The organism is Variovorax terrae, assembly GCF_022809125.1.
Lineage (GTDB): Bacteria > Pseudomonadota > Gammaproteobacteria > Burkholderiales > Burkholderiaceae_C > Variovorax_A > Variovorax_A terrae.
The window spans coordinates 578,623-601,681 of sequence record NZ_JALGBI010000003.1 but is presented as its reverse complement, the minus strand read 5'-3'; the positions used below and the strand labels follow the sequence as shown (position 1 = coordinate 601,681).

The 23,059-nt window shown below is 67.3% G+C and carries 22 protein-coding genes; 4 read left to right on the top strand and 18 right to left on the bottom strand.

What is annotated here, in order from left to right:
- Position 1: 1 nt before the first annotated feature.
- The 5 genes from leuS to MMF98_RS22185 form a co-directional block, all read right to left on the bottom strand.
- Complete coding sequence (gene leuS, locus MMF98_RS22205) at positions 2–2,635, bottom strand: leucine--tRNA ligase (RefSeq protein ID WP_243309522.1); 2,634 nt, start codon at positions 2,633–2,635, stop codon at positions 2–4.
- A 73-nt stretch (positions 2,636–2,708) separates the two neighbouring features.
- Positions 2,709–3,143 carry an ExbD/TolR family protein gene (locus MMF98_RS22200; protein WP_243309521.1) on the bottom strand — a complete coding sequence of 145 codons (435 nt, stop codon included), beginning with the start codon at positions 3,141–3,143 and terminating at the stop codon, positions 2,709–2,711.
- A 10-nt stretch (positions 3,144–3,153) separates the two neighbouring features.
- Positions 3,154–3,792 (bottom strand): MotA/TolQ/ExbB proton channel family protein, encoded by a 639-nt coding sequence (locus MMF98_RS22195; RefSeq protein WP_243309520.1) that lies wholly within the window; start codon positions 3,790–3,792, stop codon positions 3,154–3,156.
- 132 nt (positions 3,793–3,924) lie between these two features.
- Positions 3,925–4,722 (bottom strand): 4-hydroxy-tetrahydrodipicolinate reductase, encoded by a 798-nt coding sequence (gene dapB, locus MMF98_RS22190; RefSeq protein ID WP_279343771.1) that lies wholly within the window; start codon positions 4,720–4,722, stop codon positions 3,925–3,927.
- 72 nt (positions 4,723–4,794) lie between these two features.
- On the bottom strand, positions 4,795–5,346 hold the full coding sequence (locus MMF98_RS22185) for an outer membrane protein assembly factor BamE (RefSeq protein WP_243309519.1): 552 nt from the start codon (positions 5,344–5,346) through the stop codon (positions 4,795–4,797).
- 85 nt (positions 5,347–5,431) lie between these two features.
- On the opposite strand from MMF98_RS22185, the gene fur reads away from it, so the two are divergent.
- Positions 5,432–5,872 carry a ferric iron uptake transcriptional regulator gene (gene fur / locus MMF98_RS22180; RefSeq protein WP_243309518.1) on the top strand — a complete coding sequence of 147 codons (441 nt, stop codon included), beginning with the start codon at positions 5,432–5,434 and terminating at the stop codon, positions 5,870–5,872.
- Positions 5,873–6,068: 196 nt separating this feature from the next.
- On the opposite strand, the gene hprK is transcribed toward fur, so the two are convergent.
- The 3 genes from hprK to hpf all read right to left on the bottom strand — a co-directional run bounded on the left by hprK (position 6,069) and on the right by hpf (position 8,037).
- Complete coding sequence (hprK, locus tag MMF98_RS22175; protein WP_243309517.1) at positions 6,069–7,019, bottom strand: HPr(Ser) kinase/phosphatase; 951 nt, start codon at positions 7,017–7,019, stop codon at positions 6,069–6,071.
- 79 nt (positions 7,020–7,098) lie between these two features.
- Positions 7,099–7,566 (bottom strand): PTS sugar transporter subunit IIA, encoded by a 468-nt coding sequence (locus tag MMF98_RS22170; protein ID WP_243309516.1) that lies wholly within the window; start codon positions 7,564–7,566, stop codon positions 7,099–7,101.
- Positions 7,567–7,707: 141 nt separating this feature from the next.
- Positions 7,708–8,037: a ribosome hibernation-promoting factor, HPF/YfiA family gene (gene hpf / locus MMF98_RS22165; protein ID WP_243309515.1), complete on the bottom strand. Its 330-nt coding sequence runs from the start codon at positions 8,035–8,037 to the stop codon at positions 7,708–7,710.
- 369 nt (positions 8,038–8,406) lie between these two features.
- Here hpf and MMF98_RS22160 point away from each other — a divergent pair, with 369 nt between their 5' ends.
- Together MMF98_RS22160 and corA are read left to right on the top strand one after the other, a co-directional pair.
- Positions 8,407–9,609, top strand: a complete 1,203-nt coding sequence (locus tag MMF98_RS22160; RefSeq protein ID WP_243309514.1) for a patatin-like phospholipase family protein — start codon at positions 8,407–8,409, stop codon at positions 9,607–9,609.
- 174 nt (positions 9,610–9,783) lie between these two features.
- Complete coding sequence (corA, locus tag MMF98_RS22155) at positions 9,784–10,770, top strand: magnesium/cobalt transporter CorA (RefSeq protein WP_243309513.1); 987 nt, start codon at positions 9,784–9,786, stop codon at positions 10,768–10,770.
- Positions 10,771–10,929: 159 nt separating this feature from the next.
- Here the strand turns inward: corA and MMF98_RS22150 are convergent, their stop codons facing one another.
- The 10 genes from MMF98_RS22150 to MMF98_RS22105 all read right to left on the bottom strand — a co-directional run bounded on the left by MMF98_RS22150 (position 10,930) and on the right by MMF98_RS22105 (position 22,409).
- Complete coding sequence (locus MMF98_RS22150; RefSeq protein WP_243309512.1) at positions 10,930–11,628, bottom strand: 5'-methylthioadenosine/adenosylhomocysteine nucleosidase; 699 nt, start codon at positions 11,626–11,628, stop codon at positions 10,930–10,932.
- A 73-nt stretch (positions 11,629–11,701) separates the two neighbouring features.
- Positions 11,702–13,330: an ABC transporter substrate-binding protein gene (locus tag MMF98_RS22145; RefSeq protein ID WP_423837669.1), complete on the bottom strand. Its 1,629-nt coding sequence runs from the start codon at positions 13,328–13,330 to the stop codon at positions 11,702–11,704.
- Between the two features lie 78 nt (positions 13,331–13,408).
- Entirely contained in the window at positions 13,409–14,374 is a 966-nt protein-coding gene (locus MMF98_RS22140; RefSeq protein WP_243309511.1) for a dipeptide ABC transporter ATP-binding protein, read from the bottom strand.
- Positions 14,371–15,396 carry an ABC transporter ATP-binding protein gene (locus MMF98_RS22135; protein WP_243309510.1) on the bottom strand — a complete coding sequence of 342 codons (1,026 nt, stop codon included), beginning with the start codon at positions 15,394–15,396 and terminating at the stop codon, positions 14,371–14,373. The genes MMF98_RS22140 and MMF98_RS22135 overlap by 4 nt, the downstream gene beginning before the upstream one ends.
- 125 nt (positions 15,397–15,521) lie before the next feature.
- A complete protein-coding gene (locus MMF98_RS22130) occupies positions 15,522–16,433 on the bottom strand; it encodes an ABC transporter permease subunit (RefSeq protein ID WP_243309509.1) in 912 nt (303 codons plus the stop codon).
- A 1-nt stretch (position 16,434) separates the two neighbouring features.
- A complete protein-coding gene (locus tag MMF98_RS22125) occupies positions 16,435–17,451 on the bottom strand; it encodes an ABC transporter permease subunit (RefSeq protein WP_243309508.1) in 1,017 nt (338 codons plus the stop codon).
- A 268-nt stretch (positions 17,452–17,719) separates the two neighbouring features.
- Entirely contained in the window at positions 17,720–19,396 is a 1,677-nt protein-coding gene (locus MMF98_RS22120; RefSeq protein ID WP_243309507.1) for a long-chain-fatty-acid--CoA ligase, read from the bottom strand.
- Between the two features lie 147 nt (positions 19,397–19,543).
- Positions 19,544–20,968 carry an NAD(P)(+) transhydrogenase (Re/Si-specific) subunit beta gene (locus MMF98_RS22115; RefSeq protein WP_243309506.1) on the bottom strand — a complete coding sequence of 475 codons (1,425 nt, stop codon included), beginning with the start codon at positions 20,966–20,968 and terminating at the stop codon, positions 19,544–19,546.
- Positions 20,965–21,291 (bottom strand): NAD(P) transhydrogenase subunit alpha part 2, encoded by a 327-nt coding sequence (locus MMF98_RS22110; protein ID WP_243309505.1) that lies wholly within the window; start codon positions 21,289–21,291, stop codon positions 20,965–20,967. The genes MMF98_RS22115 and MMF98_RS22110 overlap by 4 nt, the downstream gene beginning before the upstream one ends.
- 2 nt (positions 21,292–21,293) lie before the next feature.
- Positions 21,294–22,409, bottom strand: coding sequence for a Re/Si-specific NAD(P)(+) transhydrogenase subunit alpha (locus MMF98_RS22105; RefSeq protein ID WP_243309504.1), 1,116 nt, complete (start codon positions 22,407–22,409; stop codon positions 21,294–21,296).
- 144 nt (positions 22,410–22,553) lie between these two features.
- Between MMF98_RS22105 and MMF98_RS22100 the strand changes: the two genes are divergently transcribed.
- The gene (locus MMF98_RS22100; RefSeq protein ID WP_243309503.1) at positions 22,554–23,033 is read left to right on the top strand and encodes an NUDIX hydrolase; all 480 of its coding nucleotides are present in this window, start codon (positions 22,554–22,556) and stop codon (positions 23,031–23,033) included.
- Positions 23,034–23,059 lie beyond the last annotated feature (26 nt).

Here is a 23,059-nt window from a genome sequence, read left to right as displayed (position 1 = left end):
ATCAGATCACCACGTTGACCAGGCGCCCGGGCACCACGATCACCTTCTTCGGATGGGCGCCGCCGGCCTGCTTGGTGAAGGCCTCGCTGGCGACGGCGATTTTCTCGATCACGTCCTTCGTCGCACCGGCCGGCACCAGGATGGAGCCGCGCAGCTTGCCGTTGACCTGCAGCATCAGCTCGATCTCGTCCTGCCTGAGCGCCTCCTGGTCGACCTGGGGCCAGGGCGCGTCGAGCAGGTCGCCGGACCGGGCCGCGTAGCCGAGCTCGGCCCAGAGCGCGTGGGTGATGTGCGGCGTGGCCGGGTAGAGGCAGCGCAGCAGGATGCCGAAGCCCTCGCGCAGCGCGGCGTGGCTGCCGGGCGTGCCGTCGCCCTGGAAGTTTTCCAGGGCGTTGAGCAGCTTCATCGCGCCCGAGACCACCGTGTTGTACTGCATGCGCTGGTAGTCGTAGTCGATCTGCTTGAGCACGCTGTGGATCTCCAGCCGCAAGGCCTTCGCTTCCTTGCCCAATGGGCCGGAGGTCCCCGCGCCGTGGTCAAACGATGCTATGTTTTTTGCAGCAAACTGCCAGATCCGGCGCAGAAAACGGTAGCTGCCCTCCACCGCCGAGTCGTTCCACTCGAGCGTGGCCTCGGGCGGCGCGGTGAACATGGTGTACAGGCGTGCGGTGTCGGCGCCGTATTTCTCGATCAGGTCCTGCGGGTCGACGCCGTTGTTCTTGCTCTTGCTCATGGTGCCCACACCTTCGTAGTTCACCAGGCTGCCGTCGCTCTTGCGCCGCGCCCCCACCACCTTGCCGTTGGCGTCGTGGACGTCGTCCACCTCGCTCGGCCAGAAATACTCGATGCCGCCCTTCTCGCCCTTGCGCGAGTAGATGTGGTTGAGCACCATGCCCTGCGTCAGCAGCTTGGTGAAGGGCTCATCGACCTGCACCAGGTGCAGGTCGCGCATCACCTTGGTCCAGAAGCGCGCATAGAGCAGGTGCAGGATCGCATGCTCGATGCCGCCGATGTACTGGTCCATCGGCATCCAGTAGCTGGCGCCCTCGGCCACCATGGCCTGCTCGTTCTTCGGGTCGCAGTAGCGCATGTAGTACCAGGACGAGTCCACGAAGGTGTCCATGGTGTCGGTTTCGCGCCGCGCCGGCTGGCCGCAGACCGGGCAGGCCACACCCGCGTGGAAGCCCTCGTGCTTGTGCAGCGGGTTGCCCGAGCCGTCGGGAATGCAGTCGGACGGCAGCACCACCGGCAGGTCCTTTTCAGGCACCGGCACCGCGCCGTGCTGGTCGCAGTGGATGATGGGAATCGGCGTGCCCCAGTAGCGCTGGCGGCTCACGCCCCAGTCGCGCAGGCGCCAGGTGGTCTTCTTGCCGCCCAGCCCCTTGGTCTCGAGCGCATGGGCCACGGCATTCACGGCGTCCCGATAGGACAGGCCGCTGAAGCTGTCGGAGTTGATGGTGACGCCGCGCTGCTTGTCGCCGTACCAGTCGTGCCAGTGGTGGTAGTCGTAGTGCTCGCCGTCCACATGCACGACCTCGGTGATGGTCAGGCCGTACTTGAGGGCGAAGGCGAAGTCGCGCTCGTCGTGCGCGGGCACGCCCATCACGGCGCCGTCGCCGTAGCTCATGAGCACGTAGTTGCCGACCCAGACGTCGATCGCGTGGCCGTTGAGCGGATGGATCACCTTCAGGCCCGTGGGCATGCCTTCCTTCTCGCGCAACGCGAGTTCGGCTTCGGTGGTGCCGCCCTTCTTGCAGTCCTCGATGAAGGCCGCGAGCTTCGGGTTGGTCTTCGCGGCCTTGGCGGCCAGCGGGTGCTCGGGCGCCACCGCGCAGAAGGTCACGCCCATGATGGTGTCGGCGCGGGTGGTGAAGACATACATGCGGCCGCCGCCGATCAGCTGGCCGTCATCGCCGCGGATGTCGTGCGTGAACGCGAAGCGCACGCCCTCGCTCTTGCCGATCCAGTTTTCCTGCATCAGCTTGACGCGCTCGGGCCAGCCCGGCAGCTTGTGGCTCACGCTGTCGAGCAGTTCCTCGGCGTAGTCGGTGATCTTGAGGTAGTAGCCGGGAATCTCGCGCTTCTCGACCACGGCGCCGGTGCGCCAGCCCTTGCCGTCGATCACCTGCTCGTTGGCCAGCACGGTCTGGTCCACCGGGTCCCAGTTGACGACCTGGGTCTTGCGGTAGGCGATGCCCTTCTCCAGCATCTTCAGGAACAGCCACTGGTTCCACTTGTAGTAGCTCGGATCGCAGGTGGCGACCTCGCGCGACCAGTCGATGGCCAGCCCCATCGCCTGCATCTGCTTCTTCATGTAGGCGATGTTGTCGTAGGTCCACTGGGCCGGCGGCACGCCGTTCTTGAGCGCGGCGTTCTCGGCCGGCAGGCCGAAGGCGTCCCAGCCCATGGGCATCAGCACGTTGTAGCCATTCATGCGCAGGTAGCGCGTGAGCATGTCGTTGATGGTGTAGTTGCGCACATGGCCCATGTGCAGCTTGCCGCTGGGGTAGGGCAGCATGGAGCAGGCGTAGAACTTCTTCTTGTTCGCGTCCTCGACGACGCGATAGGCGTCGCGCGCGGTCCAGTGATCGTGCGCGGCGCGTTCGACGTCTTGGGGAGAGTATTTGTCTTGCATGGAAAGTAAAGGCTCGCAACGGAATGCGGCCCCTGGGGCCGCCTGGCAAGGATTTTAGGCGCTGGGCGCCGGCTCAGCGCGCGGCCGCCGCCGCCGGGGCCGGATCGGCCACGAAACCGATGCGGTTCAGGCCGGCTTTCTGCGCCGCCCCCATGACCTCGACCACCCGGCCGTAGGGCACGGCCTGGTCGGCCCGCAGCTGCACTTCGGTGTCGGGATGGCGGCTGGCGGCCTCGGCCAGCCGCGCGGCCAGCTCGGCCGGGGTCACCGGCTTGTCGTTCAGGAAGGCCTGGCCGGCCTTGTCGACCACCAGGGTGACGAATTGGGGCGCCTCGGTCGGCTGGGCCGCATCGCTGCGGGGCAGGTCGAGCCGGATCGAGCTGGCCAGCAGCGGCGCCGTGATGATGAAGATCACCACCAGCACCAGCATCACGTCCACCAGCGGCGTCATGTTGATGTCGCTCATGGGCTGCGGGCCGGGGCTGCGTTCGAGGCGACCAAAAGCCATGGCAGCCCGCTCAGTGGTTTGCCAGCAGCTCGCGCAGGTCGCGCGCGAAGCCTTCGAGGTCGGCCTCGATGCGGCCGATGAAGCGGCCGAACACGTTGTAGGCCAGCACGGCGGGAATCGCCACGGCCAGGCCGGCCGCCGTCATGATGAGGGCCTCGCCCACCGGGCCGGCCACCTTGTCGATGGTGATCTGGCCGGCGCTGGCGATGCCCGTGAGCGCGTGGTAGATGCCCCAGACCGTGCCGAGCAGGCCGACGAACGGCGCGGTCGAGCCCACCGTGGCCAGCAGCACCTGGCCGAACTGCAGCTTGTCCAGCACCTCGTGCAGCGCGTCGCGCAGCCGGCGGGTGAGCTGCTGGGCGCGGTCGCCGGCCGCGGCCAGCGTGCCCTGCGCTTCAATTTTCGTAGCAGCAATCAACGGCAGGACAAGGACTTCCCGGTCAAATGCCGCCACTTTGGGTTGGGCTTCCTCGACCGAGGGCGATTGCCAGAAGGCCGCGGTGCTGCGGGCCACGTCGCCGGTGGCGCGGCGCAGCAGCCAGGCCTTCCACAGGATCACCACCCAGCTGGCCACCGACATGGCCAGCAGCAGCACCGCCACCAGCCGGCTGACGGCGTCGCCCTGCGTGATGAGTTGCAGCACATCCATGTCAGTGGCTCCACCGCCCGCACCGCATGAAAGCAGCGCGGCCCAGGCCAGGGCCACCGCGGAGCCGGCTTTGCCGGGCCGCTGGTGGCGCCCCCTTGAGGGGGAGGCGCCGCAGGCGCTTCGGGGGTGGGTTCATCTCAGGCCCAGCACGTCGAACATGTCGAACAAGCCTCGGTCCCGGGTCGCCAGGAAGCGCACGGCGCGCAGGCCGCCCTGGGCGTAGGTGGTGCGGCTGGCCGACTTGTGGGTGATCTCGATGCGCTCGCCGATGCCGGCGAACAGCACCGTGTGGTCGCCCACGATGTCGCCGCCGCGGATGGCGGCGAAGCCGATGGTGGAGGGATCGCGCTCGCCGGTGATGCCTTCGCGCGCATAGACCGCGCAGTCCTTGAGGTCGCGGCCCAGGGCGGTGGCAATCACCTCGCCCATCTTGAGCGCGGTGCCCGAGGGCGCGTCCACCTTGTGGCGGTGGTGCGCCTCGATGATCTCGATGTCGTAGCCGGTGGACAGGGCCTTGGCCGCCATCTCCAGCAGCTTGAGCGTGACGTTCACGCCCACGCTCATGTTGGGCGCAAACATGATGGCGATGTCTTTCGCGGCGGCGGCGATCTCGTCCTTTTGCGCCGCGCTGAAGCCGGTGGTGCCGATCACTGCCTTGACGCCCAGTTCGCGGCACATCTTCAGGTGCGCCAGCGTGCCCTCGGGCCGGGTGAAGTCGATCAGCACCTGGGCGTCCTGCAGGCCGGCGCGCAGGTCCGCCGTGATGGGCACGCCGCTGGCGTGGCCCAGGAAGGCGGTGGCGTCGGAGCCGATGCCCGGGCTGGCGGGCACGTCCAGCGCCCCGGCCAGCTCACAGTCGTCGGAGGCGCGCACGGCCTCGATCAGCATGCGGCCCATGCGGCCGCTGGCGCCGGCAATGGCGACTCTCATGATGGTTCTCCTGCGATGGCCACGTATCTCAACATGCCCTCGTTCGTCGTATGGTCTGTGTGCGTGTGGCCGTCAGCGCGCCGGCGCTTCCAGCGGCGGGTAGCTGGCCGGCGCCGGCGGCAGGGGCGCGGCGGCTTCGGTCGATGCCGCGGGCGCGGGCGCCGGGAATTTCTTGAGGCTCTCTTCCGACGCCTCCAGCTCGGGCACCTTGCCCTTCTTGCGACGCGAGTCGAGCTTGCTCACGAACTCGGCCTCGCTGGGCATGTCGTCGCCCTCGAAGCGCTCGAGCACGTCGTTCTTGAAGAAGACGGTGAGGCGGCGCGACTGCGGCTCCACGCCCTGGCGCCGCAGCGTGAACACGTAGTCCCAGCGGTCGGCGTGGAACACGCTGGCCAGCAGCGGCGTGCCGAGGATGTTTTTCACATCGTTGCGGCTCATGCCGGGCGACAGCGCCGCGACCTGCTCCTTGGACACGAAGTTGCCCTGCACCACCTCGATCTTGTAGGGGGTGACGACGCTGGCGAGCTGGGTGCTGGCGTTGTTGAAGCCGCCACATGCGGCCAGGGCCGCGCAAGCCATGAAGGTCAGGCCCAGACGGGCGCTGCGGCGGTGGAAAGCAGGCATGAGCAAGGGTGTAGCGATATGATCGGGCCATTGTAGCGGCTAGGCCTGCGCGCCCCAGCGCAGGCGCCGTGGGAGAAAGGCACGCATGGCCAATATCGACGAACTCAAAAGCACCGGGCTCAAAGCCACCCTGCCGCGCCTGAAAATCCTCGAGATTTTCCAGAAGGGCGCGCAGCGCCATATGACAGCCGAGGACGTGTTCCGCGTGCTGCTGGAAGACCGCTCCGACATCGGCCTGGCGACGGTCTACCGCGTGCTCACGCAGTTCGAGCAGGCCGGCATCCTGAGCCGCAGCCACTTCGAGAGCGGCAAGGCCGTCTATGAACTCAACGAAGGCCAGCACCATGACCATCTGGTGTGCCTCGATTGCGGCCGGGTCGAGGAGTTCTACGACGCCGAGATCGAGAAGCGCCAGCATGCCGTGGCCAAGGCCAAGGGCTTTGTCATCGCCGACCACGCCCTGAGCCTGTACGCCAACTGCACCAAGGACAAGTGCCCGAACCGTCCGGCATCGGGCCGTGGCTGATTTTTTGAAGAAAATCAGTCCAATGTCCGCGTCGGGCGGTCATTTCTTGCTCTCATATTAGGAGCAACCCCAGGGCCCGCGCAGCGCGGCCCTCATCGCAGGACGCCGCGGAACCGGCTTTGCCGGGCCGCTGGTGTCGCCCCCTTAGGGGGGAGGCGAAGCGCACACCGTGCGCGCAGCCTGGGGGTGAGCCTTTCTACCCATCGCGCTCCATGGCGCGGCGGTGCCGCTCGACGAACTCCTGATAGGTGTCGATGCCGCGCAGCTGCAGGATGGTGTTGCGCACGGCGGCCTCCACCAGCACGGCGATGTTGCGGCCGGCCACCACCTGGATCACGACCTTGCGCACCGGCACCCCGAGCACGTCCTGCGTGAGCGGCTCATAGGGCAGGCGCTCGTACTCGCGCTCCAGCGTTTCGCGGCGCACCAGGTGCACGATCAGCTTCAGGCGCATCTTGCGGCGCACCGCGGTCTCGCCGAAGATCGCGCGGATGTCCAGCAGGCCGATGCCGCGCACCTCCAGCAGGTTCTGCAGCAGCTCGGGGCAGCGGCCCTCGATGGTGGTCTGGTTGATGCGGTACAGGTCCACCGCGTCGTCGGCCACCAGGCCGTTGCCGCGCGAGATCAGCTCCAGCCCCAGCTCGCTCTTGCCCAGGCCCGATTCGCCGGTGATCATCACGCCCAGGCCCAGGATGTCCATGAACACGCCGTGCATCGAGGTGCGGTCGGCGAAATGCTTGGACAGGTAGGCGCGCAGCACGTCGATCACGAAGGCCGACGATTCCTGCGTCGCGAACATCGGGATCTGGGCCCGCTCGCACATCGACAGCAGCGCATCGGGCGCGACCTGGCTGTCGGCCAGGATCAGCACCGGCGGCTCCAGCGTGACGATGCGCGAGATGCGGCGCGCGCAGTCTTCGGGCGTGGCGTTGGTGAGGTAGGCCACCTCGCGCTCGCCCAGGATCTGCACGCGGTACGGGTGGATGTAGTTGAGGTAGCCGACCAGATCGGCCCCCGAGCGCGCGGCCCGGATCACCACCTCGTCGAAGCGGCGCTCCGAGGCGCCGAGGCCGGCCACCCACTCCCACTTGAGCGCCGCGCGGAACTCCTCGAACAGGACGTCGGCGCTGACGACCGTCGGCTTCATCGCAGCTTCACCGGAACAAGAGGGATGTCATGCCAGCCCGGCGCCGTACCCGCAGTGACAGGCGGGGAAGCCACATGCTTCAGGCCGGCTGGGCCGACTGCCAAGTGGCGATCATGCCGTGCAGCTCGGTGGCGTCGGTGCTGGCCTTGATGCGCTCGCGCAGCGCGGTGTCGCTCAGCAGCTCGGCGATCTCGGACAGGATTTCCAGGTGTTTCTGCGTTGCCGCCTCGGGCACCAGCAGGAAGATCAGCAGGCCCACCGGCTGTTCGTCGGGGGCGTCGAAGCCGATCGGGCGGTCCAGCTGGAACACCGCGGCCATCGGCGCCTTCAGGCCCTTGATGCGCCCGTGCGGGATGGCCACGCCATGGCCCAGGCCGGTAGAGCCGAGCCGCTCACGCGCGAACAGGCTGTCCGTGACCAGCGCCCGGGACAGGCCGTGCAGGTTTTCGAACAGCAGCCCTGCTTCTTCAAAAGCACGTTTTTTGCTGGTGGCATCGACGCTCACAAGCACTTGAGCGGCAGGCAGGATGGACGCGAGACGATTCATGGTGTCGGGTTGCCGATTATGCACCTGCCGCGCCGGGGTGCAATAAAACACAGTCTTCCTGCGGGAAAGCGCACAAAAAAGCCGCCGGGTTGCCCGGGCGGCTTGTGTTGGCGTCTTGGCGACGGGGTGGGTGGCGCGGCCTTACATCAGGCGCTTGGGCGCTTCGTGATGGTGGTCCTGCAGGCGGTCCTTGTGGCGCACCACGAGGCGGTCGAGCTTGTCGACCAGTTCATCCACGGCGGCATAGAGGTCGGCATGCGAGCTTTCGGCGAACATGTCGTTGCCCTTGACGTGAATATTGCATTCGGCGCGTTGTCGTCGTTGCTTTTCCTTCAGTTTCTCCACGGTGAGCAGCACCTTGACATCTACGACCTGGTCAAAGTGCCGGGTAATTCGATCAAGCTTGGTCTTCACATAGGTACGCAAGGCGGGGGTGACTTCGAGGTGGTGACCGCTGATCGTCAGGTTCATGAGTAGCCTCCTGTTGCTCTCTGGGTTGAAATCGCCACCCTTGCGAGGTGGCAGCCGAACGCTGAAGGTCGAACCACTATGCGCCCTCTAAAACCGAAATGCAATCGGTTTTCCGCCAAGCCCGCGCCACGACGCTGCAACCATTTGTCAGGCCGGCCGCAAGTGGTTGAAAAGGCTCGGGTTTTCATCGCGGCCACAACGGCGGGCAGCCCCAACCCGAGCGTGCGGCAGGGTCAATCCGCGCGCCGGCACTCCACCTCGGTGCCGGCGACCTGCCCCCAAAACCCGTTGAGGCCCTAACATCGCGACACCCGCGGCATCCGGCCGCAGGCCAGGCCCGCAAGGCCGGCCCACCGCGAAGCGTCATCCATGAGCCTGAACACCATCATCAACGCGGGCCTGACCCGCCCCTCGCGCCCCACCACGGCGCTGGTCCTGATGGGCGGCGGCGCCCGCACGGCCTACCAGGTGGGCGTGCTGCAGGCCCTGGCGGCCATGCTGGGACTGCAGGGCGCGCCCGCGGCGAAGTTTCCGTTCCAGGTGCTGGTCGGCACCTCGGCGGGCGCGCTGAACGCGGCCTACCTGGCGGGCGCGGCCACCACGGGGCTGCAGGCGTTCGAGCAGCTGGCGCAGTTCTGGAGCCGGATCCGTTCGTCCGCGGTCTATGAATTCAAGGTGTCGCCGCTGGTGCGCGCCAGCAAGCTGCTGGCGGCGCTGAGCCTGTCGCGCCATGCGCGGCGGCACGGCGCCCTGCTCGACAACATGCCGCTGGTGGACACGCTGCACCACGCCGTGTCGCTGCCGGGCATCGAGGAAGCCCTGCGCACCCGCACGCTGGATGCCCTCGCCGTCACGGCCTCCAGCTACACCAGCGGCGTGCACTGGACGTTCTGCCATACCGCCCACGACGAGACCGCGCCGCCCTGGAACCGCCCGGGCCGGCGCGCCGATTTCCAGCCCATCACCATCGAACACCTGATGGCCTCCAGCGCCATCCCCTTCCTCTTCCCGGCCACGCCGCTGTGGGTGGACGGGCAGCGCGAGTTCTTCGGCGACGGCTCGATGCGCCAGATCTCGCCGCTGTCGCCGGCCATCCACCTCGGAGCCCACAAGGTGCTGGTGGTCGGCGTGGGCCAGCCGCAGCGCTCGGGCTTCGCCAGCGCCGCGCCCAGCGGCCCGGCCCGCATGCCCTCGCTCGGCAACATCGCCGGGCACGCCATGGCCAGCGTGTTCCATGACACGCTGCAGGCCGACGTGGAGCAGGCCCAGCGCATCTCGCAGACCCTGCGCCAGCTGCCACGCGAAGTGGCGGCCGTGCTGCCCTACCGCGGCGTGGAGGTGCTGGCGCTGCAGCCCTCACAGTCGCTCGACGCCATCGCGCAGGCCCACCTGCGCGAGCTGCCGGTCTCCGTGCGCAACGCGCTGAGCGGCCTCGGCGGCCTGCGCGGCGGCGCCGGGCTGTCGAGCTACCTGCTGTTCGAGCCGGGTTTCGTGCAGACGCTGGTTGCGCTGGGCGAACAGGACGCCTATGCGCGCAAGGCCCAGCTGCTGGCCTTCTTCGCGGGCTCGTGAACCGGGCGCGGTGAGATAATTGCGCTGTCATCCTTTGTTGCGAGCATTCCCTTGGAAACCTACCCCAGTCGGTAGCTTTCGAAATGGATTGGGCCTGTGCCTGATTTGTTCGAAAGCGCCCCACCCCAGCGTCACCGTTCTTTCGAGTCATCAGGCCTGTCCCCTTTCATTGCCATGCTCAACATCTTCACGCTCGCCAACGGCCGGCTCTTCCAGGAAGAGATCGAGTCGCTGGAAGAGCTCTCCAAATTCCAGCCGATCTGGGTCGACCTCGAAGCCCCCACCGTCGAGGAAAAGCGCTGGGTCAAGCAGTACTATGGCCTGTCCATCCCCGAGGACGCGATGGACGAGGACATCGAGGAGTCCGCGCGCTTCTATGAGGAAGACAACGGCGAGCTGCACATCCGCAGCGACTTCCTGATCGCCGACGACGAGGCGCCGCGCGCGGTGCGCGTGGCCTTCATCCTGAACCAGCACAACACCGGGCTCAGGAGCCGCGGCGTGCTGTTTTCGATCCACGACGAGGACGTGCCGGTGTTCCGCCTGCTGCGCATGCGCGCACGCCGCGCGCCGGGGCTGATCGAGGATGCCAAGGAAGTGCTGCTCAAGCTGTTCGACGCCGACGCCGAGTACTCGGCCGACACGCTGGAGAACATCTACGACGAGCTGGAGGAGGCCAGCAAGCTGGTGCTCTCGGGCGACGTGACCGACTCGCTGGCCGGCGAGGTGCTGGGCGCGATCGCGCGCCAGGAAGACCTGAACGGACGCATCCGCCGCAACGTGATGGACACGCGGCGCGCGGTCAGCTTCATGATGCGCAGCAAGATGCTCAACGCCGAGCAGTTCGAGGAGGCGCGCCAGATCCTGCGCGACATCGAGTCGCTGGACAACCACACCGCCTTCCTGTTCGACAAGATCAACTTCCTGATGGACGCCACGGTCGGCTTCATCAACATTAACCAGAACAAGATCATCAAGATCTTCTCGGTGGCCAGTGTCGCGCTGCTGCCGCCGACGCTGATCGCCAGCGTCTACGGCATGAACTTCAAGATGATGCCCGAACTCGACTGGGCCATGGGCTACCCCTATGCGATTGCGCTCATGGTGGCCAGCGCGCTGGTGCCCATGTGGTATTTCCGCCGGCGCGGCTGGTTGAAATAGCCCACCCCCGAAGGGCTCCGCCCTTCCCCCTCAAGGGGGCAACGCAGCGGGCCGGCAAAGCCGGTCCCGCGCGTTCCCGCCGGCGCGGCCGGTTGAAGTAGCCTTTTAGGTCAAATCAGGCCGACGTCCTTGTCGGGCGGTCATTTCTAGCTATTAAATTCATAGCATCCTGAGCAGCGCCGCGACCATGGCGGCCGAATGGCGGCTGGCCACCTCCTCGACGAACCGCGTGAAATCGCCGTGCGCCTCGTCGTCGGCGCGGTCCGAGATGGTCCGCACCGCGGCGAACGGCACGCCGTAGTCGTGGCAGACCTGGGCGATCGCCGCGCCCTCCATTTCCACCGCCAGCGCCTCGGGCAGCGCCGCCTGCAGCGCGCGGCTCTCCACCGTGGTGGCCACGAAGCGGTCGCCGCTGACCACCAGCCCCCGGTGCAGCGCGGTGCCCGGCAGGGCGGCGCGGGCCGCGGCCGCCAGCGTGGCGGTGAGCGCGCCGTCGGTGGCGAAGCGGCTGGTGCCGTAGAGCGGCACCTCGTAGCGCGGAAAGATCGGCGAGGCGTCGAGGTCGTGCTGCAGGAAGCTGTCGGCCACCACCACGTCGCCCACATGCACGCCCGGCGCCAGCCCGCCCGCCACGCCGGTGAAAACGATGCGCTCCACGCCGAAGCGCTCGATCAGCGCGGTGGCGGTGGTCGCCGCCGCCACCTTGCCGATGCGCGAGAGCACGACCACCACCTCGTGGCCGTGCAGGCGCCCGCGCCAGAACTCGCGCCCCGCCGCCACCTGCCGGTGCTCTTCGGGCAGGAGCCGGAGCACGGCGGCGAGTTCCTCGTGCATGGCACTGACGATGGCGATGGTCATGGCAGGTCGCTCCCAAAAGAAAAAGGCCCTGGCGCCGCGAGGCGCCAGGGCCGAGGATACGCGCGTGCGCCGCCTATTCCTTGATGTCCACACCGTAGAAGGTGTGGCGCCCGAACGGGCTGAGCTTGTAGTCGATCACTTCCTTGCGCACCGGCTTGAGCTGCACCGCGTGGGCGATGGTGAACCAGGGCGCCTGCTCCTTGAAGATCACCTGGGCCTTCTTGTACAGGGCATCGCGGTCGGCCTGCTTGGACACGTTCTTGGCCTTGAGCACCAGCTCCTCATAGGGCTGGTAGCAGAACTTGGCCACGTTGCTGCCGCTGGCCGACTGGGCCGAGGCGCAGCCCAGCAGAGTGTAGAGGAAATTGTCCGGATCGCCGTTGTCGCCGGTCCAGCCCAGCATGCCCATCTGGTGCTCACCGGCCTGCATGCGCTTGCGGTACTCGCCCCACTCGAAGCTCTTGATCTCGGCCTTGACGCCGATCTTGGCCAGGTCGGCCTGCATCAGCTCGGCAATACGCTTGGCATTCGGGTTGTAGGGGCGCTGCACCGGCATGGCCCAGAGGTCGGTGGAGAAGCCGTTGGGAAAGCCGGCCTGGGCCAGCAGCTTCTTGGCGGCTTCGGGATCGAAGGGGTCGTCCTTGACCGCGTCGTTGTACGACCACATCGACGGCGGAATCGGGTTCTTGGCGGCCACGCCGGTCGACAGGTAGACGCCGTCGATGATGGCCTTCTTGTTGATCGCCATGTTGATCGCCTTGCGCACGCGCACGTCGTCGAACGGCTTCTTCTGCGTGTTGTAGGCCAGGTAGCCCACGTTCAGGCCGGGCTGCTCGAGCACCTGCACCTTCGGGTCCTTGCGCATGGCATCGAGATCGGCCGGGTTGGGGTAGGGCATCACATGGCATTCGCCTTTTTGCAGCTTGGCCCAGCGCACCGAGGCGTCGGGCGTGATCGAGAACACCAGGTCGTCGATCTTGGCCTTGCCGGCCCAGTACTGCGGGAAGGCCTTGAAGCGCACGATCGCGTCCTTCTGGTATTGCACGAGGTAGAACGGGCCGGTGCCGATCGGCTCCTGGTCGATCTTCTCGGGCGTGCCGGCCTTGAGCATGGCGATCGCGTATTCCTTGGACTGGATGCCGGCATAGGGCATGGCCAGGTTGGCCAGGAACGGCGCCTCGGGCTTGTTGAGCGTGATCTTGACCGTGTACTCATCCACCTTGTCCACCGACTTGAGCAGCTTGGGCATGCCCATGTCGTTGAAGTAGGAGTGGTTGGGGCTGGTGACCCGGAAGTAGGGATCGTTCTCCTTCCACTGCCGCTCGATGGAGAAGATGAAGTCGTCGGCGTTGAAGTCGCGCGTGGGCTTGAAGTTCTTGTTGGTGTTGTGCCACTTCACACCCTTGCGCAGGTGGAAGGTGTACTCCATGCCATCGGCCGAGATGTCCCACTTCTCGGCCAGGCCCGGCACCACCTTGGTGCCGCCGCGCTCGAACTCGACCACGCTGTTGTAGACCTGCGTGGTGGCGTCGAAGGACGTGCCGGTGGTGTTCACCGCTGCGTAGAAATTCTCGGGACTGCCCTCGGAGCAGAACACCAGTGTCTTGGCCGACACGCCAGCCGTGGCCAGCAGGACGGGCAAGGCCAGGGCAGCGAGCGCGAAACGCTTGCCAAACGACTTGTGATGATTTGACGGTTTCAAGGTTGACTCCTTCGATGGTTAAAGCGGCCCGCGGGCCAGGGGAACATTATGGGCAGGCGGGCCCAAGGGAAAACCCGGCTACACGAAGCGCTCGGCCTCGTGGCAGGCCACCTGCCGCGCATCCAGCAGCCGGGGCAGCGGCCGCTCCTCGCGGCAGCGCGCAACGGCATAGGCGCAGCGCGTGGAGAACACGCAGCCCGGCGGCGGATTCAGCGGCGACGGCAGCTCGCCCTTGAGCACGATGCGCTGCGCCGGCGGCGTGCCCACCGCCGGCGTCGAGGCCAGCAGGGCCTGGGTGTAGGGATGCAGCGGCCGGGCGAACACCCGGGCCTTCGGGCCCTGCTCCACGGCATGGCCCAGGTACATGACCAGCACGTCGTGCGCGATGTGGCGCACCACGGCGAGGTCGTGCGAGATGAACAGGTAGGCCAGCCCGAGTTCGGCCTGCAGGTCAGCCAGCAGGTTCAGCACCTGCGCCTGGATCGACACGTCGAGCGCCGACACCGGCTCGTCGGCCACCAGCAGCTTGGGGCTGAGCATGAGAGCGCGCGCGATCGCGATGCGCTGGCGCTGCCCGCCCGAGAACATGTGCGGATAGCGGTTGGCGTACTCGGGCCGCAGGCCCACCCGCGCCAGCATCTCGCTCGCGCGGCGGGCGCGCTCGGTCTTGTCCAGCGCGGTGTTGATGGCCAGCGGGTCTTCCAGCACGGTGCCGATGCGCTTGCGCGGGTTGAGCGAGCCATAGGGGTTCTGGAACACCAGCTGCACGGTCTGGCGCAGGCGGCGGCGCTCACTGGCCGGCGGCTGCACGGCATCGGTGTCGTCCAACACCAGGCGGCCCGCGCTGGGCTTCTCGATCAGCGCCACCATGCGCGCCAGCGTCGACTTGCCGCAGCCGGACTCGCCCACCACGGCCAGCGTCTGGCCCGCCTGCAGCGAGAACGACACGCCGCCCACCGCCTGCAGCTGGGCCGGCGCGCGCAGCAGGCCGCGGCGGATCGGGTACACCCGCCGCAGGTCGTGGGCTTCCACCACCACGCTCATGGGGCCCGCTCCACATCGGCCGGCAGCGGCCCGTCGCGCCGCCGGGCGGCTTCGCGCTGCGGATCGCCCAGCGGGTAGTGGCAGCGCACCTGGCCGCCCTGCCAGTCGCGCAGCTCGGGGCGCACCGCGCGCGAGTGCTCGGTGGCGTAGGCGCAGCGCGGCGCGAACAGGCAGCCGGCGGGCCGGTCGTACAGGCCCGGCACCACCCCCGCGATGGTGGCCAGCCGGCCATTGGCCGCGCCGCGCTCGGGCAGGGCCGCCAGCAGGGCCTCAGTGTAGGGGTGCTGGGGCGCGGCAAACAGATCGGCCACCGGGCGCTGCTCCACCACCTGGCCGGCATACATCACCGCCACGCGCTGCGCCATCTCGCTGACCACGCCCATGTTGTGCGTGATCAGCACCAGGGCCATGCCGCGTTCCTTCTGGAGGTTGCGCAGCAGATCGAGGATCTGGGCCTGGATCGTCACGTCGAGCGCCGTGGTCGGCTCGTCGGCGATCAGCAGGCGCGGGTTGCAGGCGATGGCCATGGCGATCATGACGCGCTGGTTCATGCCGCCCGAGAGCTGGTGCGGGTAGTCCTTGAGCCGCATCTCGGGCGCGGGAATGCCCACCTGCTCCAGCAACTCGACGGCGCGATGGCGCGCCGCGCGCCGGTCCAGGTGCAGATGCAGGCGCAGCGTCTCCATCAGCTGGAAGCCGATGGTGAAGCAGGGGTTGAGGCTGGTGGTCGGCTCCTGGAAGATCATGGCCACGTCCTTGCCGGTCAGGCGCCGGCGCGCCGCATCGGACAGCCCCAGCAGGTCGTGCCCGGCAAAGCGCAGGCGCGCGGCTCGCACCCGGCCCGGCGCGGCGATCAGGCCCATCAGCGCCATCATGGTCACGCTCTTGCCCGAGCCCGACTCGCCCACGATGCCCAGCACCTCGCCTTCTTCCAGGCGCAAGCTCACGCCTTCGACGGCGTGCATCACCGCGGCTTGCGTAGGAAATTCGACGTGCAGGTCTTCGATGTCCAGCAAGGGCATGTCAGCGGCTCCTGCGCGAAAGGTTTGTCGCGGGAACACCGCGGAACCGGCTTGGCCGGGCCGCTGGTCTTGCCCCCTGCAAGGGGGAAGGCGCAGTGAAGCGAAGCCTGGGGATGTGCTTCATGCTATCGCTTCAATTTCGGGTCGAGCGCATCGCGCAGGCCGTCCCCGAGCAGGTTGAAGGCCAGCACGGTGACCAGGATCATCAGGCCCGGGAAGGTCACCACCCACCAGGCGCGCAGCACGAATTCGCGCGCGTCGGCCAGCATGGTGCCCCACTCGGGCGCCGGCGGCTGCGCGCCCAGTCCCAGGAAGCCGAGCGCGGCCGCGTCGAGGATGGCGGTGGACACGCCCAGCGAGGCCTGCACGATCAGCGGCGCCGCGCAGTTGGGCAGCACCTCGCTGAACATCAGCCGCAGCGTGCCCGCGCCGCTCACACGCGCGGCGGTCACGTAGTCCTTGGACACCTCGGTGATCACCGCGGCGCGCGTGATGCGCACATAGTGCGGCAGCACCACGATGGCCACGGCGAGCATGGCGTTGACCAGCCCCGGCCCCAGGATGGCCACGATCACGATGGCCAGCAGCAGGCTGGGCAGCGTGAGGATGATGTCCATCAGCCGCATGATCGCCACTTCGAGAATGCCCTTGAAGAAGCCCGCCACCAGCCCCAGCACAATGCCGGCGGCCACCGAGATCAGCACCACGGCCAGCCCGATCGACAGCGACAGCCGCGCCCCGTGCATCAGGCGCGAGAGGATGTCGCGCCCGATCGCATCGGTGCCCAGCAGGTAGGTGCTGGAGCCGCCGGCCTGCCAGAACGGCGGCTGCAGGAAAGCCTCGCTGTGAGTCTCACCCGGCGGGTGCGGTGCGATCCAGGGCGCGAACAGGGCCACCAGCAATACCAGCGCGACCACGGCCAGCCCGAGCAGCGCGCCGCGGTTGGCCGAGAACGCATTCCAGAACTCGCGCAGCGGACCGGGAGGGCTGTGGCCCTGAGCCTCTGCGTCAACGCGGGGAGACAGCACGGTCGCCATATTAGTGCCCGGCCTGCTGCCGGATGCGCGGGTTGATGATGCCGTAGGTCAGGTCGACCAGCAGGTTGACCAGCATGACCATCACGCCCAGCAGCAGCATGCCGCCCTGCAGCACCGGGTAGTCGCGCCGGCTGATGGCCTCGATCAGCCACTTGCCGACGCCGGGCCAGGAAAAAATGGTTTCGGTCAGGATCGCGCCCGTGAACAGCACGCCCACCTGCAGGCCAATCACCGTCACCACCGGGATCAGCGCGTTGCGCAGCGCATGCATCGCCACCACCCGGAAACCCGACAGGCCCTTGGCGCGCGCGGTGCGGATGTAGTCCTCGCCCAGCACTTCGAGCATGGCCGAGCGTGTCATGCGCGCCACCACCGCGAGCGGATTGGTGCCGAGCACGATGGTCGGCAGGATCAGGTGCTGCACCGTGGACAGGAAGGCGCCCTTGTCGCCGCTCAGCAGCGAGTCGATCAGCAGGAAGCCGGTGGTCGGCTCGATGAAGTACTGCACCGACAGCCGGCCCGACACCGGCGTGAGGCCCAGCTGCACCGAGAAGAACAGGATCAGCAGCAGGCCCCACCAGAAAATGGGCATGGAGTAGCCGGTCAGCGAGACCGCCATCACGCCGTGGTCGAACAGCGAGTTGCGCCGCACCGCCGCGATGATGCCGGCCGGGATGCCCAGCAGCAGCGCGAACACGATCGCGCACAGGGCCAGTTCCACGGTGGCGGGGAACAGCGTCAGGAACTCGCGGATGACCGGCTCCTGCGTGATGATGGACTTGCCCAGGTCGCCCTGCAGCACGCGCCCGATGTAGATGCCGTACTGCACCAGCACCGGCTGGTCCAGCCCGTATTCCTTGAGCAGCATGGCGTGGCGCGCCGGATCGATGCCGCGCTCGCCGGCCAGCGTCTCGATCGGGTCGCCCGGGACCATGCGGATCAGGAAGAACGCGAGCAGCGTCATGCCGATGAAGGTCGGGATGACGAGACTGACCCGCGTCAGGAAGAAACGCAGCATGCCTGCTCCGGCCGGAATCGCCCGTTGAATGGAAACATCTGCCTCATGCGGTGAAAAGCCTTGAAAACCTCTTTGGAAACAACCCCGCCGGCACGCGGCCGCGCCCTGCGAAGGGCGCTAGTATGCAAGATCAATGCCGCCTGCTGGTTCAGGGTTTTCCAAGCCATCGCCGGCCCGGCCGGTAGGCCGGGCGACAGAAAATGGCCGCACTTGCGCCATGCCGGACGAGCGCCGGCCTGGCTGTGCCGCGAACGGGCGGGCGGGTAGGCTACTTCTTGTCCCGCAGCTCGCGTCGCAGGATCTTGCCCACCGGCGTCTTGGGCAGCTCGGTGCGGAATTCGATGATGCGGGGCTGCTTGTAGCCGGTGAGGTTGGCCTTGCAGTAGTCGCGCACCTGGGCTTCGGTCAGGGCCGGGTTCTTCTTGACGATCACCAGCTTGACGGCCTCGCCCGACTTGTCGTCGGCCACGCCCACGGCGGCGCACTCGAGCACGCCTTCGAGCCCGGCCACCACATCCTCGATTTCGTTCGGGTAGACGTTGAAGCCGCTGACCAGGATCATGTCCTTCTTGCGGTCCACGATCTTGAAGTAGCCGCGCTCGTCCACGGTGCCGATGTCGCCGGTCTTGAAGAAGCCATCGGCCGTCATGACCTTGGCGGTCTCGTCAGGGCGCTGCCAGTAGCCCGCCATCACCTGCGGGCCCTTGATGGCGATTTCGCCGGGCTGGCCTGCCGGCACCTCATTGCCGTCATCGTCGAGCAGCTTGAAGTACGTGCCGGGCAGCGGCACGCCGATGGTGCCGGTGTACTCGGTGCTGGTGGTCGGGTTGCAGCTCGCCGACGGAGAGGTTTCCGAGAGGCCGTAGCCCTCGCAGATCGGGCAGCCGGTCTTATCGAGCCAGAGCTTGGCCACCGCCCCCTGCACCGCCATGCCGCCGCCGACCGAGACCTTCAGGTGGCTCCAGTCCACCGTGTTGAAGTCGGGGTGGTTGGCCAGGCCGTTGAACAGCGTGTTGACCGCCGGCAGGCTGTGGATGGTGTGCTTGGACAGCTCCTTGAGCACCGCGGGCAGGTCGCGCGGATTGGGAATCAGGATCAGCTTGCCGCCGGTGCGCATGGATAGCATCATGCCGACCGTGAACGCGAAGATGTGGTACAGCGGCAGCGCGCAGACGCTGGTGGGCTGCTCGCCGGCCGGCACCTTGTCCATCACGGGCTGGTTCCAGACCTCGGACTGCAGCACGTTGGCGATCACGTTGCGGTGCAGCAGCACGGCGCCCTTGGAAACCCCCGTGGTGCCGCCGGTGTATTGCAGCACCGCCACGTCGTCCGCGGCAATGGCGGGCGCCTTCAGCGTGCCGCGCGTGCCCTGGGCCACCGCGTCGTTGAAGCGCACCGCGCCGGGCAGGTTATAGGCGGGCACCATCTTCTTGACGTTGCGCACCACGTAGTTGACCAGCGCGCCCTTGAGCATGCCGAGCTGGTCGCCCATGGCGCACAGCACCACATGCTTGACCGGCGTGGCCGCGATGCACTGCTGCAGCGTGTTGGCGAAGTTCTCGATGATGACGATGGCCTTGGCGCCCGAGTCCTTGAGCTGGTGCTCGAGTTCGCGCGGCGTGTACAGCGGGTTCACGTTCACCACCACGAAGCCCGCGCGCAGGATGGCAGCCACGGCCACCGGGTACTGCGGCACATTGGGCATCATGATCGCGACGCGGTCGCCCCGGGCCAGGCCCAGGCCCTGCAGGTAGGCCGCCAGCGCCCGGCTCAGGGAGTCGGTCTGCCCGTAGGTCACGTCCTTGCCCATGAAGCTGTAGGCCGTGCGGGCGGCGTACTTGCGGAAGCTCTCTTCCATCAGCGCCACCAGCGAGGGGTATTGCGAGGGGTCGATATCGGCGGGCACGCCCTGCGGATAGCTGGCCAGCCAAATGCGGTCGGTCATGTCTGTCTCTCCAAACTTCATGCGGAACGCGGCGATTGTCTCCGCCTGTTCAGGTCCCGGTTACTGTGTTTTCCCTAGGGGTTTCAAGGGAAGCGGCTCTAATCCGAAACGAAAACGCGGCCGGGTGGCCGCGTCTTGCTGGGGCGATCACTCGATCGCTTTCCCCATGTCCTCCACTACTTTCTTCGCATCGCCAAAGACCATCATGGTCTTGTCCATGTAGAACAATTCGTTGTCCAGGCCGGCGTAGCCCGCGGCCATGGAGCGCTTGTTCACGATCACCGTCTTGGCCTTGTAGGCCTCCAGGATCGGCATGCCGTAGATCGGGCTGCCCTTCACCAGCGCGGCCGGGTTCACCACGTCGTTGGCGCCCAGGATGATGGCGACGTCGGCCTGGCCGAACTCGCCGTTGATGTCTTCCATCTCGAACACCTGGTCGTAGGGCACCTCGGCCTCGGCCAGCAGCACGTTCATGTGGCCCGGCATGCGCCCGGCCACCGGGTGGATCGCGTACTTGACGGTGATGCCCTTCTCGGTGAGCTTGGCCGCCAGTTCCTTCACGGCGTGCTGGGCCCGCGCCACGGCCAGGCCGTAGCCCGGCACGATCACCACGGTCTCGGCATTGCCCAGCACGAAGGCCGCGTCGTCGGCGCTGCCGCTCTTGACGTTGCGCTGCACCGCGCTGCCGGCCGCGGCCGCGCCGGCCTCGCCGCCGAAGCCGCCCAGGATCACGTTGAAGAACGAGCGGTTCATGGCCTTGCACATGATGTAGCTCAGGATCGCGCCCGAGGAGCCCACCAGCGAGCCCGCGATGATCAGCATGCTGTTGTTCAGCGAGAAGCCGATGCCCGCCGCCGCCCAGCCCGAGTAGCTGTTGAGCATGGAGACCACCACCGGCATGTCGGCGCCGCCGATCGGGATGATGATCAGCACGCCCATCACGAAGGCCAGGGCCAGCATCGCGAAGAAGGCGGGCCAGTTGCCCGTGAACATGAAGACCAGGCCCAGCCCGATCGTCACCAGCCCCAGCACCAGGTTCAGCTTGTGCTGGCCGGCGAACTGCACCGGCGCGCCCTGGAACAGGCGGAACTTGTAGGTGCCCGAGAGCTTGCCGAAGGCGATGACCGAGCCGCTGAACGTGATCGCGCCGATGGCCGCGCCCAGGAACAGTTCGAGCCGGTTGCCGGTGGGAATCGGCTCGCCCCGGGCCGCGATGCCGAAAGCATGGGGCTCGGCCACGGCGGCCACGGCGATGAACACCGCGGCCAGGCCGATCATGCTGTGGAAGAAGGCGACCAGCTCGGGCATCTTGGTCATCTCCACGGTCTTGGCCCGGTAGGCGCCATAGCCGCCGCCGACCACCAGGCCCAGCAGCACCCAGGCCATGCCCAGCGCCTTGCCGCCGGAGATCTCGACGATGAGCGCGGCCGTGGTCAGCATGGCAATGGCCATGCCGATCATGCCGAACACGTTGCCGCGGATCGAGGTGGTGGGATGCGACAGGCCCTTGAGCGCCTGGATGAAGCAGACCGAGGCGAACAGGTACAGCAGCGTGACGATGTTCATGCTCATTTTGCGGCCCCCTTGTCGGCTGCGGGCGCTTTCTTTTCCTTCTTCTTGAACATCTCGAGCATGCGCCGCGTGACCAGGAAGCCGCCGAAAATATTCACGGCCGCCAGCGCCACGGCCAGCACGCCCATGGTCTTGCCCAGCGGGGTGTCGGTGAGCGCGGCCGCCAGCATGGCGCCGACGATGACGATGGCCGAGATCGCGTTGGTCACGGCCATCAGCGGCGTGTGCAGCGCGGGCGTGACGGTCCAGACCACGTGGTAGCCCACGTAGATGGCCAGCACGAAGATGATGAGGTTGATGATGGTGTGGGAAACCGGATCCATGGTTATTTCCTCTTGACTTCGCCGCCCTGGGCCATCAGGCAGGCCGCCACGATGTCGTCGTTCAGGTCGATGTTGAGCGCGCCTTCCTTGGTGATGATCAGCTTGAGGAAGTCCAGCACGTTGCGCGCGTAGAGCGAGGACGCATCGGCGGCCACCAGCGCCGGCAGGTTGGTCTCGCCCACCAGCGTGACGCCATGCTTGACCACCGTCTGGCCGGCCTCGGTCAGCGGGCAGTTGCCGCCCTGGGGCGCGGCCAGGTCGACGATCACCGAGCCCGGCTTCATGGCCTTGACCATCTCCTCGGTCACCAGCACCGGTGCGGCGCGGCCGGGGATCAGCGCGGTGGTGATCACCACGTCGGCCTGCGCCACACGCTTGGCGACCTCGGCCTTCTGGCGGTCGAGCCAGCTCTGCGGCATGGGGCGCGCGTAGCCGCCCACGCCTTCGGCCGCCTCTTTCTCTTCCTGCGTTTCGTAGGGCACGTCGATGAACTTGGCGCCCAGCGACTCGACCTGCTCCTTCACGCTCGGGCGCACGTCGCTGGCCTCGATCACCGCGCCCAGGCGCTTGGCCGTGGCAATCGCCTGCAGGCCGGCCACGCCGACGCCCAGGATCACCACGCGCGCCGCCTTCACGGTGCCGGCGGCGGTCATCAGCATCGGGAAGAAGCGCTGGTACTTGTCGGCCGCGATCATCACGGCCTTGTAGCCCGCGATGTTGGCCTGCGAGGAGAGCACGTCCATGCTCTGCGCGCGCGTAGTGCGCGGCGCGGCCTCGAGGGCGAACCCGGTGAGGTTGGCCGAGGCCAGCCGCTGCAGCCCGGCCGCATCGAACGGGTTGAGCATGCCCACCACGGTAGCGCCGGGCTTCACCAGCGCCGCTTCGTTGTCGAACAGGTTGCGCACCTTGAGCACCAATTCGCAGCCGAAGGCGCCGGCCGCATCGGTGATCTCGGCGCCGACCGCCGTGTAGGCCTCGTCGGGCGCGCTGGCCGCCACGCCCGCACCCGACTGGATGCGAAGGGTGTGGCCCTGAGCCTTCAGTTTCTTGGCCGTCTCGGGCGTGACGGCAACACGTGTTTCACCCACCGTGGTTTCGGCGGGTACGCCAATCAGCATGGGCGTCTCCTCGTTTTTTAAATGGCTGTGAACGGTTTCTGACCCTTAGCTTACATGAAGAACGCCGGGTTTCCAGGTCGCCAGGGCGATTCGGCCGATATTAGAGGCCTCACCCGCACGCCGGCAAAACTGAATAATGCGGGCATGAACACACGATGGAAACCCAGCGCCACCGTCGCCGCCATCATCGAGCGCAACGGCCGGTTCCTGCTGGTGGAAGAACTCACCTCCGACGGCCTGAAGCTCAACAACCCGGCCGGCCACCTCGACCCCGGCGAATCGCCCGCCGACGGCTGCGCCCGCGAGGCGCTGGAGGAAACCGCCCACCGCTTCCGGCCGACCGCGCTGGTCGGCGTGTACCTGTCGCGCTTCCAGAGCACCCGCACGGGCGAGGACGTCACCTACCTGCGCTTCGCCTTCTGCGGCGAGGTGGAGGGCGACGCCGAACCCGGGCGCGCGCTGGACGACGGCATCGTCCGCACGCTGTGGATGACGCCCGACGAGATCCGCGCCAGCGCGGACCGCCACCGCAGCCCGCTGCTGCTGCGCTGCCTGGAGGACTACCTGGCGGGCCGGCGCTATCCGCTGGAGCTGGTCTACACCGATGCCAGTGTGACGGCCTGATGCTATATTTTCAATAGCAAACTATG